At 73.2% G+C, this 17751-nt stretch carries 14 protein-coding genes and 1 pseudogene; 4 read left to right on the top strand and 11 right to left on the bottom strand.

Going from position 1 to position 17751, the window contains the following annotated elements; all coding sequences use genetic code 11:
- Positions 1-51: 51 nt before the first annotated feature.
- Positions 52-369: a hypothetical protein gene (locus ACSMXO_RS07920; RefSeq protein WP_346256170.1), complete on the bottom strand. Its 318-nt coding sequence runs from the start codon at positions 367-369 to the stop codon at positions 52-54.
- Between the two features lie 349 nt (positions 370-718).
- Between ACSMXO_RS07920 and ACSMXO_RS07915 the strand changes: the two genes are divergently transcribed.
- From ACSMXO_RS07915 to ACSMXO_RS07905, 3 genes are all read left to right on the top strand, one after another.
- Positions 719-1444, top strand: coding sequence for a metallophosphoesterase (locus ACSMXO_RS07915; protein ID WP_455417226.1), 726 nt, complete (start codon positions 719-721; stop codon positions 1442-1444).
- A 118-nt stretch (positions 1445-1562) separates the two neighbouring features.
- Complete coding sequence (locus ACSMXO_RS07910; RefSeq protein WP_455417225.1) at positions 1563-2792, top strand: CehA/McbA family metallohydrolase; 1230 nt, start codon at positions 1563-1565, stop codon at positions 2790-2792.
- Between the two features lie 163 nt (positions 2793-2955).
- Entirely contained in the window at positions 2956-3843 is an 888-nt protein-coding gene (locus tag ACSMXO_RS07905) for an alpha/beta fold hydrolase (RefSeq protein WP_455417224.1), read from the top strand.
- Between the two features lie 75 nt (positions 3844-3918).
- Here ACSMXO_RS07905 and ACSMXO_RS07900 read toward each other — a convergent pair whose 3' ends face one another.
- Positions 3919-5001, bottom strand: coding sequence for a trypsin-like serine peptidase (locus tag ACSMXO_RS07900; protein WP_455417223.1), 1083 nt, complete (start codon positions 4999-5001; stop codon positions 3919-3921).
- 369 nt (positions 5002-5370) lie between these two features.
- On the opposite strand from ACSMXO_RS07900, the gene ACSMXO_RS07895 reads away from it, so the two are divergent.
- Entirely contained in the window at positions 5371-5970 is a 600-nt protein-coding gene (locus tag ACSMXO_RS07895; RefSeq protein ID WP_455417222.1) for an NADPH-dependent FMN reductase, read from the top strand.
- Here ACSMXO_RS07895 and ACSMXO_RS07890 read toward each other — a convergent pair.
- From ACSMXO_RS07890 to ACSMXO_RS07850, 9 genes and pseudogenes are all read right to left on the bottom strand, one after another.
- Entirely contained in the window at positions 5958-6356 is a 399-nt protein-coding gene (locus tag ACSMXO_RS07890; protein ID WP_455417221.1) for a GNAT family N-acetyltransferase, read from the bottom strand. The two genes, ACSMXO_RS07895 and ACSMXO_RS07890, sit on opposite strands and share 13 nt — an antisense overlap.
- A 336-nt stretch (positions 6357-6692) precedes the next feature.
- Complete coding sequence (gene gatA, locus ACSMXO_RS07885) at positions 6693-8168, bottom strand: Asp-tRNA(Asn)/Glu-tRNA(Gln) amidotransferase subunit GatA (protein ID WP_455417220.1); 1476 nt, start codon at positions 8166-8168, stop codon at positions 6693-6695.
- Positions 8169-8173: 5 nt separating this feature from the next.
- Positions 8174-8515, bottom strand: a complete 342-nt coding sequence (gene gatC / locus ACSMXO_RS07880) for an Asp-tRNA(Asn)/Glu-tRNA(Gln) amidotransferase subunit GatC (RefSeq protein ID WP_203865007.1) — start codon at positions 8513-8515, stop codon at positions 8174-8176.
- Between the two features lie 619 nt (positions 8516-9134).
- A pseudogene (locus ACSMXO_RS07875) lies at positions 9135-11186 on the bottom strand (putative bifunctional diguanylate cyclase/phosphodiesterase); the annotation flags it as partial.
- A 178-nt stretch (positions 11187-11364) separates the two neighbouring features.
- Complete coding sequence (gene ligA / locus ACSMXO_RS07870) at positions 11365-13497, bottom strand: NAD-dependent DNA ligase LigA (protein WP_455417219.1); 2133 nt, start codon at positions 13495-13497, stop codon at positions 11365-11367.
- Positions 13498-13783: 286 nt separating this feature from the next.
- Positions 13784-14818 carry an ADP-ribosylglycohydrolase family protein gene (locus tag ACSMXO_RS07865; RefSeq protein ID WP_455417218.1) on the bottom strand — a complete coding sequence of 345 codons (1035 nt, stop codon included), beginning with the start codon at positions 14816-14818 and terminating at the stop codon, positions 13784-13786.
- Positions 14819-14872: 54 nt separating this feature from the next.
- Positions 14873-15247, bottom strand: coding sequence for a VOC family protein (locus ACSMXO_RS07860; RefSeq protein ID WP_346256161.1), 375 nt, complete (start codon positions 15245-15247; stop codon positions 14873-14875).
- A 35-nt stretch (positions 15248-15282) separates the two neighbouring features.
- Positions 15283-16230 carry a uroporphyrinogen decarboxylase/cobalamine-independent methonine synthase family protein gene (locus tag ACSMXO_RS07855; protein WP_346256280.1) on the bottom strand — a complete coding sequence of 316 codons (948 nt, stop codon included), beginning with the start codon at positions 16228-16230 and terminating at the stop codon, positions 15283-15285.
- Between the two features lie 174 nt (positions 16231-16404).
- Positions 16405-17673 (bottom strand): low temperature requirement protein A, encoded by a 1269-nt coding sequence (locus ACSMXO_RS07850; protein WP_455417217.1) that lies wholly within the window; start codon positions 17671-17673, stop codon positions 16405-16407.
- Between the last annotated feature and the right edge of the window lie 78 nt (positions 17674-17751).

The following is a 17751-nucleotide window of genomic DNA, read 5'->3' as shown; positions in this document are numbered from 1 at the left end:
CTTCGTGGTCTTCGGTGTGCCGCGCGGCCGTGGCGACGCGGCCGTGCCTGGTCAGCCGCCGAACCGGGCCTGCGCGGCGGCGTCGCTGTTCAGGTACGAGTCCCGCTCGGCGGTGACCGCGTCGGCGATCACCTCCATCACCTCGACCCCGTCCGCCAGGGCCTGGAGGCACTCGTCGAGGCAGGACTCGTACTGGTCGTAGAGGGTGAACGAGGCGGGCATGATGCCGAAGGAGGAACGCCCGACGGCGCCCTCCCGGAGCCGGCCACGGATCTCGTCGAAGTCGTCCGCCCGGCCGTAGCTGGTCTTGGAGAAGGTCTCCAGTGCTGTCGGGTCTACCGTGAACCCGTCACCTGAACCACCAGTCATGACAAGGCACCCTAATAGATCACTTCGGTGTCATTGGACCGCCTACGGCTGATCAGGGCAACAATTTGGGCGGCTTCCGGCCGACCGGCACACGCTGGCGCCGGCCCGACACCGGGCGTGGTCGGAGCCGCCCGGGCCGGACCCGGCGACCGTCCACCGTGGTCCCGGCCGGGACCGCAAGATCCTCCGCCGAGATAGGCTCGCTGCGGGTAGATCCGTCCGACCGAGGAGCGGCGATGGCCCGGATAGCGCTGATCGGTGACGTCGGTGGCCACCCCGACCAGCTACGCGGCGCCCTGCACGCACTCGGCGCGGACGCCGACCGGCCCGGCCTGCCCGAGACGTCACGGTGGTACAGGTCGGCGATCTCGTCGACCGTGGCCCGGACAGCAGCGCGGTGTTGGAGATCGTCCGCTGGTATCTCGACCATCAGCCGGACCGGTGGATCCAGCTCGCCGGCAACCACGAGGCGCAGTACCTGCCCGGCGGGACGCCGTTCTGGCCGGACCGGCTCGCCGACGCCGACGCCGACCTGCTCCGCTCCTGGTGGGCGGCGGGCCGGCTGCGGGTCGCGGTCGCGGTCCGGACGGCGGACTCGGAGGACCTGCTGGTCTGTCACGCCGGGTTGACGGTCGGCGCCTGGCGGGAGCTTGCGGAGCCGCCGAGCGCCGCGCTCGCGGCCCGGCTGCTCGACGGACGCCCGGAGCCGCTGCTGTTCCGGGGCGGGGAGTTCGGCGTGGACCGGGCGGCCGGGCCGTTCTGGGCCGAAGCGGGCTGGGAGCTGCACGAGCCGTGGCTGGAGTTCTACGCCGGTGGCGGGTTCGTGCCGTTCGGCCAGGTGCACGGGCACTCCCAGGTCGTACGCTTCGCCGACCGCACCTGGCGGTGCCCCGGCCGGGTACGCCAGCGCGCCAGCGCCGACTGGAGCGCCCGGCACGTCCGGGTCCGCGTCGGCGGCCGGACCTTCACCGGGATCGACCCGAAACACGGGCGTACCGGGGCGGCCGGCTGGCAACCGCTGGTACTCGACGGTGCCCGGCTCCTCGCCGCCCAGGAACTCCCCGAGGGCCGGTGACCGGTCACCTCCGCGGTTCCACGTCACCTACCCGGGTCCACTGAGCGATCGACAGACTTAACCGTCCGGCCAACTGCGGCTACCGCCGAGTTGCCGGCCACGGTATGCACTGTCCGGCATGACTCACACCCATGCGGAGACCGGACACACCCCGACCGGTACCAGCCGGCGTACGCTGATCGCGGCCGTCGGCGGGCTGCTCACCCTCGCCGCCGCTCCTGGCACCGCGCACGCCGTCACCACCTACCGGGCGGCCGGGCCGAACCAGGCGGCGGGCACCGGCGCCTCGCGAGCCTCCCTGATCACCCAGGGCACCACGCTGGTCCACGCCGACCTGCACAACCACACCCTGATGTCCGACGGCGACGGTGATCCGGCGCTGGCCTTAGCCTCGATGCGCGAGGCCGGCCTGGACGTCGCCGCGCTCACCGACCACAGCACCCTCTTCTCGATCGAGGGGCTGTCCCGGTCGGAGTGGGACCGCACGGGTCAACTGGCCGACGCCGCCGACGACCCCGGCCAGTACACCGCGATCCGGGGCTTCGAGTGGTCGCACCCGCTGCTCGGGCACGTCAACGTCTGGTTCACCGGCAACTACACCGACCTGCTCCAGTCGTCGAGCATGAGCCGGCTCTACGACTGGATCGGCAGTTCCGGCGGGGTGGCCGGGTTCAACCACCCGGGGCGCGAGGTGGGCCGGTTCGACAACTTCCGGTACGTCGCCGGGGTCCGCGAGCCGATGATCGGGCTGGAGATGTTCAACCGGGGCGACGACTACCTCTTCGACGGCTGGGGCAGCGGCCAGACCTCTCCGCTGGTCGCCTGCCTGAACGCCGGCTGGCGGCCCGGTCTCACCGGGGTCTCCGACGAGCACGGCACCAACTGGGGATTCCCGGAGGGCAAGGGCCGGACCGGGCTCTGGGTCACCCAGAACACCCGGCAGGAGGTGCTGGCCGCGATGCGGGCCCGCCGGTTCTTCGCCACCCGGGTCTCCGGACTGCGGCTCGACGCGACCGCGAACGGGGTCCGGATGGGCGCGGTGCTGCCGCTGACCCGGGGCGACGTGACCTTCTCGGTGGACCTCGACCGGGGGCCGGACTGGGTGGGCAGGCCGCTGCGGATCCAGGTGCTCCGGCCGGGCAGCGACGCGCCGGTGGTGCCCGAGGTGGTGGAGATCGAGGCCGGTCGGGTCACCAGCTTCACCGTGCCGCTGGACATCACCGACGGGCACTGGGTGGTGCTGCGGATCTCCGACCCGACCCAGCCGAACGCCAGCCCGGGGCCGGCGAACCACCCGTGCAACGACTGGGGTGTCGCGTACACCAGTCCGTGGTTCCTCCAGCCCTGACCCGCCAGGTCCGTCGGGGTCGGCCGCTGTCGGCGTGCCGGCCCCGCCGTTCCGGGACCGGATCGGGTACGTCCGCCAGCGTCGATACCCGCTCGGAGGAGGTAGGGCTGCGGGCAGTATGGGGGGAAAGGGGCAAATTGGACGGGGCGATCCAGGAGGAACGATGATCGGCGGAGTGCACCACCGGACCGCGACGGTCGACGGCCTGGACGTCTTCTACCGCGAGGCCGGCCCGCCGGACGCCCCTCCGCTGGTCCTGTTGCACGGCTTCCCGACCAGTTCGCACATGTTCCGGAACCTGATCCCGGCGCTGGTCGACGACTACCACCTGGTGGCGCCGGACCACATCGGGTTCGGCTACTCCTCCGCCCCTCCGCTGGGCGACTTCCCGTACACCTTCGACGCGCTCACCGACGTGACCGTGAGGCTGCTGGACCAGCTCGACATCCGCCGGTACGCCGTCTACATGCAGGACTACGGTGCGCCGATAGCGCTGCGGCTGCTGCTGCGCCGGCCGGAGAGCATCTCGGCGATCATCAGCCAGAGCGGGAACGCGTACCAGGAGGGGTTCGTCGAGAAGTTCTGGAAGCCGCTCTTCGCGTACGCACAGGATCCCGGACCGGAGAACGAGGCCGCCGCCCGGCGGGCCTTCACCGAGCAGGAGGTCCGGGCGCAGTACGAGACCGGGGTGCCGGACGTCAGCCTGGTCAGCCCGGACGCCTGGCACCACGCGATGGAGGTACTCGGCCGGCCCGGCAACCACGACAACCAACTCCAGCTCATCCGGGACTACCAGACGAACCTCGACGTCTATCCACGGGCCCAGGAGTGCTTCCGGCAGACCCAAGTGCCGCTGCTCGCGGTCTGGGGCGCCAACGACCCGATCTTCGGCCCGGAGGGTGCCCGCGCCTTCCAGCGGGACCTGCCGGACGCCGAGATCCACCTGCTCGACACCGGCCACTTCGCGCTGGAGACCCACCTCGACGAGATCGCCGGCCACATCCGGGAGTTCCTCGGCCGGAACCAGCGGCAGCCGGTGATGGCCCGATAGCGCGGCGCTGCCCGGGGCGGCCGGTCCACCGGCCCACCCCGGACAGCGCCGCTCAGACGGCGACCTGTCGAACGATCAGAGGTTCCTGGTCTGGTTGTAGAGGTTCAGCGCGGTGTTGTCGAAGAACGGCGAGATCATGATCGTCGGGTTGACGATCCGGTCGATCCGGCTGTTGACGCCGTACAGGAAGCCGAAGTTGCCGTCCCAGTTGAGCAGCCAGCCGCCGCCGCTGGAGCCCCGGGTCATGTCGCAGGGGATCCGGATGGTCTGGGTGGCGCCGGCGGACTCCGGCTGCGAGGTGCCGGAGCAGCGCATCAGGTTGCCGCCGTCAAAGGGTGCCTCCTGCGGGTAGCCGAAGGCGTTGATCGGGACGTTCAGGCCCCGGTTCACGTCCAGGCCCTGGCCGCCGAGCCGGGCGACGATGTGCTGGCCGTTGAGCGTGTTCATGACCGCCACCGCCATGTCCTCGTTGAAGTTGGAGCTGGCGGTCCAGCCCGGCGCCGGGAACAGCCGGGACGCGGTCCAGGTGCCGAACGGCCGGGGATTGGCGAGGTCGTCGTCGAACGCGGGCACGAAGGCCCAGTTGGTGGCCAGCGCGCCCCCCGGACCGCCGGGGTGGGTGCAGTGCCCGGCGGTCCAGACGGTGTCCTCACCCTCGGAGTTGACCACCGTGCCGGAGCAGACGAAGTTGCCGGTGGCCAGGGTGAAGAAGACCTTGCCACTGGTGCGCGCGGTCGGGTGGTTGGAGGCGAAGTTCGGGTTCAACGCCGCCGGCACCGGACCGCTGTTCGGGGTACCCAGCTCACCGGCGGTCGGCGGGATCGTCAGCCGGGCGCCCCGGTCGACCGCCTGTCGGGTGGCCTGTCCACTGTCGACGTACCGCTTGACCGCCTGCTGGAAGGCGGGTGACTCCTCGACCGGCTGCGCCGCCCGCATCCGCTCCGGCGTCCAGTACGCCACGATCGCCTGGTGCTCGGTGACGCCTGACCCGTACGCGGCCCGACCGGCCGCCCACGCCTCGGCGGTCGCGCCCGGGTCCAGGCCCGGTGCGGGTGCGGCGCTCGCCGGCTGGCTCAGCGCCAGCGCGGGTACCGCTGCCGTCACCAGCGCGATCGCCACCGATGTTGCCCAGGTGGCCCGCTTTGCTAGGACTTTCATGGATTGGCTCCTCCTCGATAGACGCCTGCGCCGGACCCCCGCCGGCGCGGCTACTGAGGAAGAGGGTCATCGATGTCCAGCGGTGTCGCCGGGCATCCTGGACCTGGTTGGACACGACTGGACGCCGGGCCGGCCCGCCAACCCGAGGCTGCCACCAGGTCCAGTTCGGCCTGTCCGGTCGGCCGCCACAGCGTCACGGTGTCCTGTGCCGGCCGCTGCGGCGGCGGTCCCCGGTCCGGCATGCGTTCGATTATGGCCAGCCCGACCGGCATCCCCGGGCGCACGTCCGCAACGGCGGCGGCGCTCGCGACGCCTGCGAGACCCGGGTGGCTTGACCTCAACATTCGTTGCGGTTCTAGCGTCGACCGCATGACCGAGCCGAAACGCTCCCGCACCGTCCCCGCCCCGGAACTCTCCCTCGCCGTGATCGTCGGCAGCGTCCGCAGACCCCGGGTCGGCCGGATCGTCGCCGACTGGTTCGCCGAGACGGCCCGGCAGCGCGAGGGGCTCGCCGTCGACCTCGTCGACCTCGCCGAGGTCGCCCTGCCGCTGGATGGCACCCCGCCCGGCGGCAACCCGAACAGCCCGATCTCCGGCCGGCTGGCCTCGGCAGACGGCTTCGTGGTGGTGACCCCGGAATACAACCACAGCTTTCCGGCCGCGTTGAAGAACGCGATCGACTGGCACTACCGCGAGTGGATGTTCAAGCCCGTCGCCCTGGTCTCCTACGGCGCCGGATCCGGCGGTATCCGGGCCGCCGAACAGTTGCGCCTGGTCTTCGCCGAACTGTACGCCGCCACCACCCGCAACTGCGTCGCGCTCACCGCACCCTGGAGTCTCGTCGGCCGCGACGGTGTGCTCACCGTGGACGCGCCCACCCGGCAGGCCGCCGACACGACCCTCGACGAGCTGACCTGGTGGGCGAGCACCCTGCGCAGCGGGCGCCTCGACAACCCCTATCCGGGGTGAGCCTCGGGGCGGTACGCCGCGGGCACGTCGGAGCGGACGACCCAGCCGAGGGTGCGGTAGAGGGCCCGTCCGTCGTCGGTGGCGACCAGGATTCCGGTACGCAGCCCGCCCGCCGCCGCCCGCGCGGCGAGGGTACGCACCAGCACACTGCCCAGCCCGCGTCGCCGGTGTGCCGGCTCGGTCTCGACCTTGTCGACGATGCCGAACTCCCCGGCCGGCGCCAGCCGCCCCCACGCGCCCTGCCGCCGGCACCGTCCCGCACCGTCGCGACGACCACCGCGCCGCCGGGCTCGGTATCGACCTGGACGGTGTACGGCGCCGGCGGCCGGACCGGCTCCGCGCGGAACCGCACGCTCATCAGGTATCCGGCGGTGCCCATCGCCCACCCGTCGGGCAGGGCGGCCCAGAACTCGGCCGGATCCCCACTCACCTTGATCCAGGTGCCCGGGGCGGTCAGTTCCCGACCGAGCCGGCCGAGCGCGTCGGCGTCGTAGGTGTGCAGGACGTGGCGTACCCGATGGCCCGGCAGGCCGACGTCGACCCGGAAGCCGCCGGGCACCTCGACCGGCGCGGACGTCCCCCGGGAGACCGCCCAGCCGCGCCCCCAGGCCATCATCAGCGCCGGGACCGGGTAGGTCTCGGCGGTCTGGGCCGGGCCGGTGGAGCCGAGCGGTATCGATCTCCCTCCCTCGCCGAATGGCCGGTTTCGCTGCGCCGCTGTGTTAGAGCTCCGGCGGGGTGAGGGTGCCGATCACCGACTCCAGCGCGGCGCCGACCCGGTACATCCGGTCGTCCGCCATCGTCGGCGCCATGATCTGCAAGCCCACCGGCAGCCCCTCGGAGAGCCCGCACGGCACCGAGATGCCCGGCCCGCCGTAGAGGTTGGTCGGGATGGTGAAGAGGTCGGCCAGGTACATCTGGTACGGGTCCGAGGTGCGCGAGCCGAACGGGAACGCCACGAACGGCGTCGTCGGGGAGATCAGCACGTCGGCCTGCTCGAACGCGGCGGTGAAGTCGCGGGTGATCAGGGTACGCACCTTCTGCGCCTGCCCGTAGTAGGCGTCGTAGTAGCCGGAGGAGAGCGCGTACGTGCCGAGCATGATCCGCCGCTTGACCTCGGGGCCGAAGCCGGCGTCCCGGGTCAGCGACATGACCTCCTCCAGCGAGTGCACGCCGTCGTCACCGACCCGCAGCCCGAACCGCACCCCGTCGAAGCGGGCCAGGTTGGACGAGCACTCGCTCGGCGCGATCAGGTAGTAGGCCGGCAGCGCGTACTGGAAGTGCGGGCAGGAGACCTCGACGATCTCGGCGCCGAGCTTGGTCAGCGCGTCGACGGCGTCCCGGAACGCGGCCATCACGCCCGGCTCGGCACCCTCGCCGGAGAACTCGGTGACCAGCCCCAGCCGCACCCCGGTCAGGTCGCCGGTGGCGCCGGCCCGGGCGGCGGCGACCACGTCCGGCACCGGCGCCGGAATCGAGGTGGAGTCCCGCCAGTCGTGCCCGCCGATCGCCTCGTGCAGCAGCGCCGCGTCCAGGACGGTACGCGCACACGGACCGGGGGTGTCCAGCGACGACGAGAAGGCGACCAGGCCGTACCGGGAGGTCCCGCCGTAGGTCGGCTTCGCCCCGACGGTGCCGGTCACCGCCCCCGGCTGCCGGATCGAGCCACCGGTGTCCGAGCCGATCGCCAGCGGCGCCTCGTACGCGGCCAGCGCGGCCGAGCTGCCCCCGCCGGAGCCGCCCGGGATCCGGCCCAGGTCCCACGGGTTGCCCGTCGGCCCGTACGCCGAGTATTCGGTCGACGAGCCCATCGCGAACTCGTCCATGTTGGTCTTGCCCAGCATCACCGTGCCGGCGGCGCGCAGCCGGCGCACGATCGTCGAGTCGTACGGCGGGCGCCACCCCTGGAGGATCTTCGACCCGACCGTGGTCGGTACGCCCTTGGTGGTGAGCACGTCCTTGACCGCCACCGGCACCCCGGCCAGCGGGCCCAGCTCCTCCCCGGCGGCCCGCTTCGCGTCGACCGCGCGGGCCGCCTCCAGCGCACCGTCGCCATCGACGTGCAGGAAGGCGTGCACCCGGTCGTCGACCGCGGCGATCCGGTCCAGGTGCGCCTGGGTCACCTCGACCGCGGACACCTCGCCGCCGGCGATGAGGGCCGCGATCTCGGTCGCGGTCATCCTGGTCACGTCAGCCATGGTGGTCACGCCTTCCCTTCCGCCGGGCCCTCACCGCGCGGGCTGGGCGGCTCGTCCTCGTCCAGGATGCGCGGCACCCGGAACCGGTCCTCCTCGCTGTCCGGTGCCCCGGAGAGCGCCTCCGCCCGGGTCAGCCCGGGCACCACCACGTCGTCGCGGAGCACGTTGGTCAGCGGCACCGAGTGCGAGGTCGGCGGGATGTCGGCGGCGGCCACCTCGCCGACCCGCGCGACGGCCTGGAGGATCACGTCGAGCTGGCCGGCGAAGGTGTCCAGCTCCTCCTCGGTGACGGCGAGCCGCGACAGTCGCGCCAGGTGCGCGACCTCCTCGCGGGAGATGGCGGACATCGGTGCCCCCTTCATGCCTTGACGTCTACGCGGCTTCCGCCGTCGACTTTCCCGGCGCAGCGTGGCACGCGCGCCGTGACCTGAGCGAGTCTATTTGTCACCCCGAGCGCCGCCGCCCCCGACTCCCCCGCGGCACCGACCAGCCCGAGCAATCCGGCCCGAGCAATCCGGCCCCGAACGATCCGGCTTGAGCGATCCGACCCCGAACGGACCGGACCGGCGGGCGGCGGGCGAGAGCCGGCGTTCACTCCACGCTCGGATGCAGCCGGGCCGCCGCCTCGGCCTTCGCCGGTCCGCCGGGCCTCGTCACCGGCGCGGCCGGATCGACCGGGGCGGCCAGCACGTCCAGCTCGGTCGTCGGATCGTCCACCCCGGCGGGCCGGTCCGGCGGCCCGGGCCGCTCGCCGAACTGCGCCGCGCCGTCGCCGTTCCGGGTTGTCGTCGGGTCGCCGTTCCGCGTTGCCGCCGAGTCCGTGGTCCGCGTTGCCGCCGGATCGGCGCTCTGCGCCGCCCGGTCGCCGTCCTGTTCACCCGGGCCGCCGTTCCGCTCGGTCCGGCCACCGGAGCCGGGCCGCTCCGCGCCGACCGGACCGGAGCCGCCGGCGCCGAGCCGGGCGGCGGGGCTGATCGGCCGGTACCGCGCGAGCCAGGTGACCAGGTCCTCCGCCGGCATCGGCCGGGCGAAGAACCAGCCCTGCGCCGCCTCGCAGCCGGCCTCGTGCAGCAGCCGCCAGGTGCGCTCGTCCTCCACCCCCTCGGCGACGACCCGCAGTCCCAGGGCACCGGCCAGCTCGATCACCGACCGGACGATCGCCGCGTCGTCGGCGTCGGCCACCATCCCGAGTACGAACGACCGGTCGACCTTCACCTCGGCCAGCGGCAGCCGCCGCAGGTGCTGCATCGACGAGTAACCGGTGCCGAAGTCGTCGAGCGAGATCGCCACCCCGATCCGGTCCAGCCGGGAGATGGTGGCCAGCACCCGGCGCGGGTCGGCCATCAACGCGCCCTCGGTCATCTCCAGCTGGATCCGGGACGGCGGTACACCGTATTGGGCGAGCCGCTCCGCGATCTGGTCGGCGATCTCCCCGGTGTGCAGGTCGCGGACGCTGACGTTGACCGCCGCCCGCAGCTCCAGTCCGGCCGCGGACCACTTCGCGAGCTGCTCCACCACGTCGTCGACGACCCGGCGGGTCAGCAGCCGCATCACCGCGCTCTGCTCGGCGACCCGGATCAGCTCCTCCGGGTCGACCATGCCGCGCCGGGGGTGCCGCCAGCGCAGCAGCGCCTCCACCCCGACCACCTCGCCGGTGGCGATCGCGATCTGCGGCTGGTAGTAGAGGGTGATCTCACCGGCGTCGTCGGCCCCGGTCTCGAGCACCCGGCGCAGGTCGGCCAGCAGGCTCAGCCGCTCGGCCGAGTTGTGGTCGGACTCGGCGGCGTAGACCGCCACCGGGTCGCCCCGGTGCTTGGCGTCGTACATCGCCACGTCGGCGTGCCGCATCAGGGTGGCGAAGTCGGCGCCGTGCTCCGGATAGAGCGCGATCCCGATCGAGCCGCCGACGTCCAGCGGCAGCCCGTCCAGCGGCACCGGGTCGGTCAGCTCCCCGACGACCCGGTCGGCCACCCGCCGGGCGTCCGCCACCCCGTCGAGCCGGGTGGCCAGGATGGCGAACTCGTCCCCGCCGAGCCGGGCGATCACGTCCGGCGGGCGTACCGCCGTGGTCAGCCGGGCGGCGACCTCGACCAGCAGCCGGTCCCCCACGGCGTGCCCGAGGGCGTCGTTGACGTGCTTGAACCGGTCGAGGTCGAGCAGCAGGAGCGCGAGCTGGCCCCCGGGCGCCTGCTTGCCGGCCAGCTCGGCGTGCACTGCCACCTGCTCGGTCACCTCGGCGAGCAGCGCCTCGCGGTTGGCCAGCCCGGTCAGCGGGTCCTGCCGGGCGAGCTGTTCCCGCTCGGCGGAGAGCCGGGCCATCCGGGAGACCGCGTAGAGCGGCAGCACCATCATCGGTACCAGCGCCGGGCTGGTCCGGGCGGCGGCGACCAGCACCGGGGCGAGCAGCAGCAGCGACCCGGTGGCGAGCAGCTCGAAGCCGAGCCCCTGCCGGATCCGGGTCCACCACCGGCCGCCGAAGCGCAGCCGGACGGCACTGGCCACCAGACCGTGGTTGACGGTCAGCCAGGCCCCCGCCGCGCCGACCGCGACCAGCACGTCGAGCGGTCGGAGCCGGCCGGTGGACCCGAACCCGTCGCCGGGCACGAGCCGGACGACCGCGTCGGCGGCGGCCAGCGCGCAGGCGTACTGGGCGATGTTGAAGATCGTGCGCCACGGCGCGTACCGCATCCGCCAGCCGGAGACCAGCACGGCGGCGGCCTGCACCACGATGGCCGGCCCCGGCCCCCACTCCAGGGCGATGGCGAAGGTGAAGCAGATCGACGGGAAGACGGACATGCTGCGCCGCTCGGCGTGCGGGCTGAACGGGCGGGCGTCGAAGGTGACCGCGAGGGCCGCCATCAGCCAGAACGCCAGCGGCAGCCGGGACAGCTCGCCGGGCAGGGCGAGCAGCGACACGGCGGAGACCCCGACGGCCAGGCCGACGACAGCCCAGACGAAGCCGAAGAACGGCGCCGTCCGATCTGGAGGGACGGAGTTCCGCAGCACGGCGGCCTCCATGTGACCTCCCGAGCCTCTCGGTCTGGGCGCGGCGGCTGCCGCGCGGCGTGCCCCCCATGAAACGCCCTGACCCGGGCCGCACGGGGGGCGACAGACGCGAATCGGGCCTAGTCGTGACTAACTTGAAATACGGCGCATCTTGCCCAGACAATTCTGTTACGGAGAGCTGATTAACCCATCACTGATCGTCACTTATTGCGAGCCTACCCGCCGCCTCCGGCCCCTCCGTGAGCAGCGCCGCGAAGCCGGCCTCGTCGAGCATAGGCACCTTGAGCGCGGCCGCCTTCTCCGCCTTGGAGCCCGGGTTGTCGCCGACCACCACGAAGTCGGTCTTCTTCGAGACGGACCCGCTGACCTTGCCGCCCCGGATCCGCACCTCCTCGGCCGCCCGGTCCCGGGTGTACCCCGACAGTGTCCCGGTCACCACCACGGTCAGCCCCTCCAGCGGGCGCGGACCCTGCTCGACCCGCTCCTCCGCCATCCGTACGCCCGCCTCGGCCCACTTGCGCAGCACCTCGCGGTGCCAGTCCACGTCGAACCACTCCCGCAGGCTGACCGCGATCGTCGGCCCGACACCGTCCACCGCCGACAGTTCCGCCTCGCCGGCCGCCTCGATCGCCGCGACCGAACCGAACTCCCGGGCCAGCGCCTCGGCCGCGGTCGGGCCGACGTGCCGGATCGAGAGCCCCACCAGCACCCGGGCCAGCGGCCGGTCCTTCGCGGCGGCGAGACTCTCCAGCAGCTTCTGCGCGTTCCGGCCCAGCGTGCCGTCCTTGCGGACGAAGAACGGCACCCGGGCCAGCCGCTCCTCGTCGAGTTGGAAGAGGTCGCCCTCGTCAGTGATCACTCCCGCGTCGAGCAGCGCGCCGACCGCCTTGAAGCCGAGCACCTCTATGTCCAGCGCCTCCCGGCCGGCCAGATAGAAGATCCGCTCGCGGAGCTGGGCGGGGCAGGTCCGGGTGTTCGGGCAGCGGATGTCGACGTCACCGGTCCGGGACGGCGCCAGCGCGGTGCCGCAGGCCGGGCAGCGGGTCGGCATCTCGAACCGGCGGGCGTCCGGCGGGCGCAGCTCGACGATCGGCCCGAGCACCTCCGGGATCACGTCACCGGCCTTGCGGATCACCACCGTGTCGCCGATCAGCACGCCCTTGCGCTCCACCTCGTGCGCGTTGTGCAGGGTCGCCCGGGCCACCGTCGAGCCGGCCACCTTCACCGGCTTCAGCTCGGCGAACGGGGTCACCCGACCGGTCCGGCCGACGTTGACCTCGATGTCGAGCAGCTCGGTGGTGACCTCCTCCGGCGGGTACTTGAAGGCGATCGCCCAGCGCGGCGCCCGGCTGGTCGAGCCGAGCCGGCCCTGGATGGCCACCGGGTCGACCTTGACCACCACCCCGTCGATCTCGTGCTCGACGTCGTGCCGGTGCTGGGCGTAGTACTCGATGTAGTCCTGGATGCCGGCCAGGTCCGGCACCACCCGCCAGCGGTCGCTGGTCGGCAGCCCCCAGCCGCGCAGCGCCGCGTACGCCTCGGACTGGGCCACCGGCGCGAACCCCCGCCGCGCCCCCAGCCCGTGTACGACCAGCCGCAGCGGCCGGCTCGCCGTGATCCGGGGGTCCTTCTGCCGCAGGCTGCCCGCCGCCGCGTTGCGCGGGTTGGCGAACGGCGGCTTCCCCTGCTCGACCAGCCCCGCGTTCAGGTCGGCGAAGGCGGCCACCGGGAAGTAGATCTCGCCCCGCACCTCCAGCAGCTCGGGCACCGGATCGGTGCCGTCGACCAGCCGCTCCGGCACCTCCTGCAGGGTGCGTACGTTGGCGGTGACGTCCTCGCCGATCCGGGTGTCGCCCCGGGTGGCGGCCCGGACCAGCCGGCCCCGCTCGTAGGTGAGGTTGATCGCCAGCCCGTCGACCTTCAGCTCGCACAGGTAGTCCACCGGGCCGCCGGCGTCCCGCTCGATCCGCTCCACCCAACCCGTCAACTGGTCCTGGGTGAAGGCGTTGTCCAGCGACATCATCCGCTCGATGTGCGGCACCGGGGTGAAGAGCGTCGAGAACGTGCCGCCGACCCGCTGGGTCGGCGACTCCGGGGTACGCAGCGCCGGATAGCGCTCCTCCAGCCCCTCCAGCTCGCGCAGCAGCGCGTCGAACTCGGCGTCCGAGACGATCGGCGCGTCGAGCACGTAGTACCGGTACTGGTGGTCGGTGATCTCGGTGCTCAGCTCGGCGTGCCGGTCCCGCGCCCCGGCGGTCGGCTCCTCGCCGGCCGCCGCCTCCTGTTCCGGCCCGACCTGCTGCGGGATCGCTTCCTCGGACACCTCGACCTCCTCGACCTCCCCGCAAACGTAACCGCCGGGCCGGACCCGCACACCGGACCGGTCCGAACCGCCTCCGGACCGCTACCCTCGCCGGCCGGCCCGGCGGACGCCGGCCGCACGGACGCCGGTTCCCGGCCCTGACCAGGTGCGCACCGCCGGATGCACGGCGCACTACCGCGCGGCCGGCTCCGGTGCGGCCGCCCGGCGCAGGGCGTCGAGCAGTCCGCTCAGCGCGGGCCGGACCGGGGCCTCGTTTCCCTGCGCTGAAGCACTGGTGTGGCGGCGGTCAGTCCCAGGCCGCGCCGAGGGTGCTGAGCTGGTCGGCGTACTCGATCCGGTCGAGCCAGTCGGCGGGCCAGCCCGCCATCCCGTACGCCGCACCGACGAACGCGCCGGCCAGGCAGGCGATGGAGTCGGAGTCGCCGGAGGTGGTGGCGGCCCGGGCCAGCGCCGACACCGGGTCGCCGGCGTGCCGGATCGCGCAGTACAGCGCGGTGGCCAGCGCCTCCTCGGCGATCCAGCCCGCACCGGTGGCCGCGCACGGATCGGTGCTGCCGTCGTCGGGCAGCGCCAACGCCGCGTCGAGCGCGTCGAGCACGCCCAGGCACTCGTCCCAGCCCCGGGCGATGAAGGTGACCGGATCGTCGACGGCGGGCCGCTGCCACAGGTCGCCGAGCCAGTCCGCGCGGTAGACCGTGCGCTGCCGCTGCGCCCGATCCCGCAGCAGGCCGGGCAGCTCGGTCAGCACGGCGCCGTCCCGGAGCACCCGGACCGCGTACGCGGTCAGCTCGCTCGCCGCGAGCCCGGTCGGGTGCCCGTGGGTCAGCCCGGCCTGCAACTGGGCGACTCCGGCGAGTGTCTCCAGGTCGTAGCCGGGGACCAGGCCGACCGGGGTGACCCGCATGTTGGCGCCGCAGCCCTTCGAGTCGGCAACCGTCGCCGCCTGCCAGCGCAACCCCTCGGCCAACCCGCCGCAGGCGCGCAGGCAGGTCATCCCGGGAGCGCGATCGTTCTCCGGACTCTGTGCCCAGGCCACGAAGCGCCGCCGGAGCAGCGGCTCCAGCAGCTCGGGGGTGACCGCCGGACCGGCGTCGTGCAGGGCCCAGCCGACCGCCAGCCCCATCTGGGTGTCGTCGGTGACCCGGGCCGGCTGGCCGACCAGGTCGCGGGGGCCGGTCGGGCCGTACCGCCGCTGGATCTCGGCGACCGGCAGGAACTCGGTCGGCGCGCCGAGCGCGTCACCGTAGGCCAGCCCGAACAGCGAACCGGAGGCGCGGGCAACGGTAGGCGAGGCGGTCGGAGCGGCAACCGGATCATGCATGGCGGCCATCTTCCCCGAGTCGTTCCGGCGGCGCCACCCGCTCGGCGGGGCGGGTCAGTCGTCCCAGCAGAGACAGAACGGGTGCCCGGCGGGATCGGCGTAGACCCGCCAGCCCGGGCCGGAACCGGGCAGCCGGGTGGCGCCCAGCGCCAGTACCTTCGCCTCGGCCGCGTCGACGTCCTCCACGGTGACGTCGATGTGGAACTGCTGCGGACGGCTCGGGTCGGGCCAGCGCGGCTCACGCAGGTTGACCGCCCGCTGGAAGGCGAGCCGGGGGTGCTCGCCGGGCCCGCCACCGAGCACGACCCAGCCGTCCTCGTCATCGGCGGCGCGGTCGTCGACGGGCAGCCCGAGCAGCTCGGAATAGAAGCCGGCCAGGGCGCGGGGATCAGGGCAGTCGATGACGACGGAACGCAGTTGACCGATCATGCCCCCATCCTGCCCGTCGAATGTGACAGAAAGACCTACTCCTCGGCGAGTCGGCGACCGGCGTCCCGGCAGGCGGTGAGGACGGTCCGGGCGTACTCGCCGGTGGCGCCGGCCAGCCCGCAGGCGGGGGTCACCACCACCTGCTCGGCGAGCCGGGCGCGGGGGAAGCCGAGCCGGTCCCAGAGTTGGCGTACCCGATCGGCGATCTGGGCCGACGACGGCCCGCGCCCGGTCGGCGGCGGCAGCGTCGGCGCCGCCCCGGCGAAGAGGCCGAGCCCGGCGTCGATCGCCTCGCCGACCGGGTCGAGCCGGTCCACCAGGGCCAGGTCGAGCGCGACCGCGACCGCGCCGGTGGACCGGACCAGGTCCAGCGGTACGTCCCGGGCACAGCAGTGCAGCACCACCGGCGCGTCGACCGCCGACACCACGGTGCGGAGCAGGCCGGCCGCCGTCCCCGACTCGACCGGCCGGTACGCCCCCAGCCCGCTCTCGGTCGGAATCCGCCCGGCCAGTACGGCGGGCAGCGCCGGCTCGTCCAGTTGCAGCAGCACCGTGGCCCGGGGCAGCCGGCGGCGGACCTGCGCCACGTGCCCGCGCAGCCCGTCGGCGAGCGACTCGGTCAGTTCCCGGACCGCGCCCGGATCGCGGAGCATCCAACCGCCGACCGGCAGCTCGACGTTGGCGGCCAGGGTGAGCGGACCGGCCGCCTGGACCTTGAAGGTGCCGGTGAACTCGCCGGCCTGCTCGGTCATCTGGTCCAGGTCACGTTCCAGCAGGTCGAGCGCCTGCCGCAGGTCCCGCCCCGGCCGGCCGGCGATCCGCCACCGGGCGGCGTACAGCTCGACCGGCAGGTCCACCAGCAGTCCGGCGCTCCGGCCCACCAGGTCGGCGCCGGGTCCCCGGGCGGGCAACTCGGGCAGGTGCGGCACGGGCAGCTCGCCGAGGACGATCCGCTGCGCCTCGGCGATGTCGGTGCCGGGCATCGACCCGATGCCGGAGGCCGCGCCGACCGGCCACGGCCAGGCCGGCCCGGTCGCCGCCGTCGATTCCGCGAGTTGATCGGGCACCTGCTGTTGATCGGTCACGTCGGCAGGTTATCCCGGCACCGGCGGTCCGTCCGGCGCCTCCCCGTCCGGCCGCCTGCCGACCCGGTCCCCTCAGTGCCGTTCCTGCTCCTCCGCCGCCGGCTCCTCCCCTTCCTGCGCCCCCCGCTCCGGCTCCTCCCGTTCCCGCTCCTGCCTCCACTGTCGTTCGGCGCGGTCCGACCGGCCGGGCACGAACATGTAGACGAGGGCCACCGAGAGCAGGGCGGCGGAGGTGACCATGCTCACCACCAGCGGTGGAAGCCGGACCAGACCCGGGGAACCGGCCAGCAGCAGCCCCAACGCCGTACCGGTGCGCCAGACGGGGTGGGTGTAGACCAGCAGCCCCATCACGATCCGCCCGACCAGGAACAGCACGGCTCCGCCGAGGACCGCCGTCGACCAGGAGACGGGCGCCTCGCCGAGCGGGTGCATCACCGTCAACTCACCGCCGACCGCGGTCAGCACCGCCCCGGCGGTCATCAACGCATGGGCGTACGCCGCGTAGACCCCGCCCCGGGGCTGGTTGCGTTCGATCGCCCCGCTGAGCCGCCCGACGACCGGTACGAAGTACAGCCAGAGCATCGCTCCGGCGTTGGCGAAGACCGCGGCGAGCGCCACCGTCCGGGTCAGCCCCATGCTCTCCCGGGCGTACGTCAGGCCGGTGACCAGAATGATCTCGCCCAACGCGACGATGAAGATCTGCTGGTACCGCTCGGAGAGGTGCTCGCCGACCACCCGCAACTGGTCCGGACGCAGCCGCCCGAGCCAGGGCACCGGCCAGCCCTGCGAGGCGATGACGTAGTCCAGCAGGATCGCCACCAGCCAGAGGAGCTGTCGGGCCGGTCCGGTGAGGAGCCCACCGATCACCCAGGGGATCGCCGAGAGCCCGAACCAGATCGCGACCAGCAGGCTGCGCTGCTGGATCGGATGACCGCGCAGCGCCGGCAGCAGCAGCGCGGCCCGACCGAGGTGGACCAGGGCGTACGCCCCGGCGAACAGCAACCCGTGCTCGCCGTACGCCCCGGGGATGGCGGCGGCTTGGACGAGGCCCACGAACATCACGCCGAGGACCAGGACCCGGATCAGCGGCTGGTTGGGGTTGTACCAGTCGGTCGACCAGGCGGTGGCGACCCACACCCACCAGACGGCGGCCATCAGGATCAGCGTCTGCCCGAGGTTGAGCCAGGTCAGGTCACGGACCATCCGTGCCGAGAGCAGGGTGAAGGCGACGATGAAGGCCAGGTCGAAGAAGAGTTCGAGGAACGACGCCTGGTGGGAGTGCTCACGCTGGCGGAGCAGTCGCCCCGGTCCCGACCGCTCCGAGGACTGTCCCGCCGCCAATTCGTCCGCCTTGCCTGGTCCGCCCCGGTATTCGTATCACGGGGCGGCGCTCCGGTTCCGGGCGAACGACCATTCCCG

This window comes from Plantactinospora sp. DSM 117369, from assembly GCF_053764795.1.
This window is presented reverse-complemented; position numbering and strand designations above follow the sequence as displayed.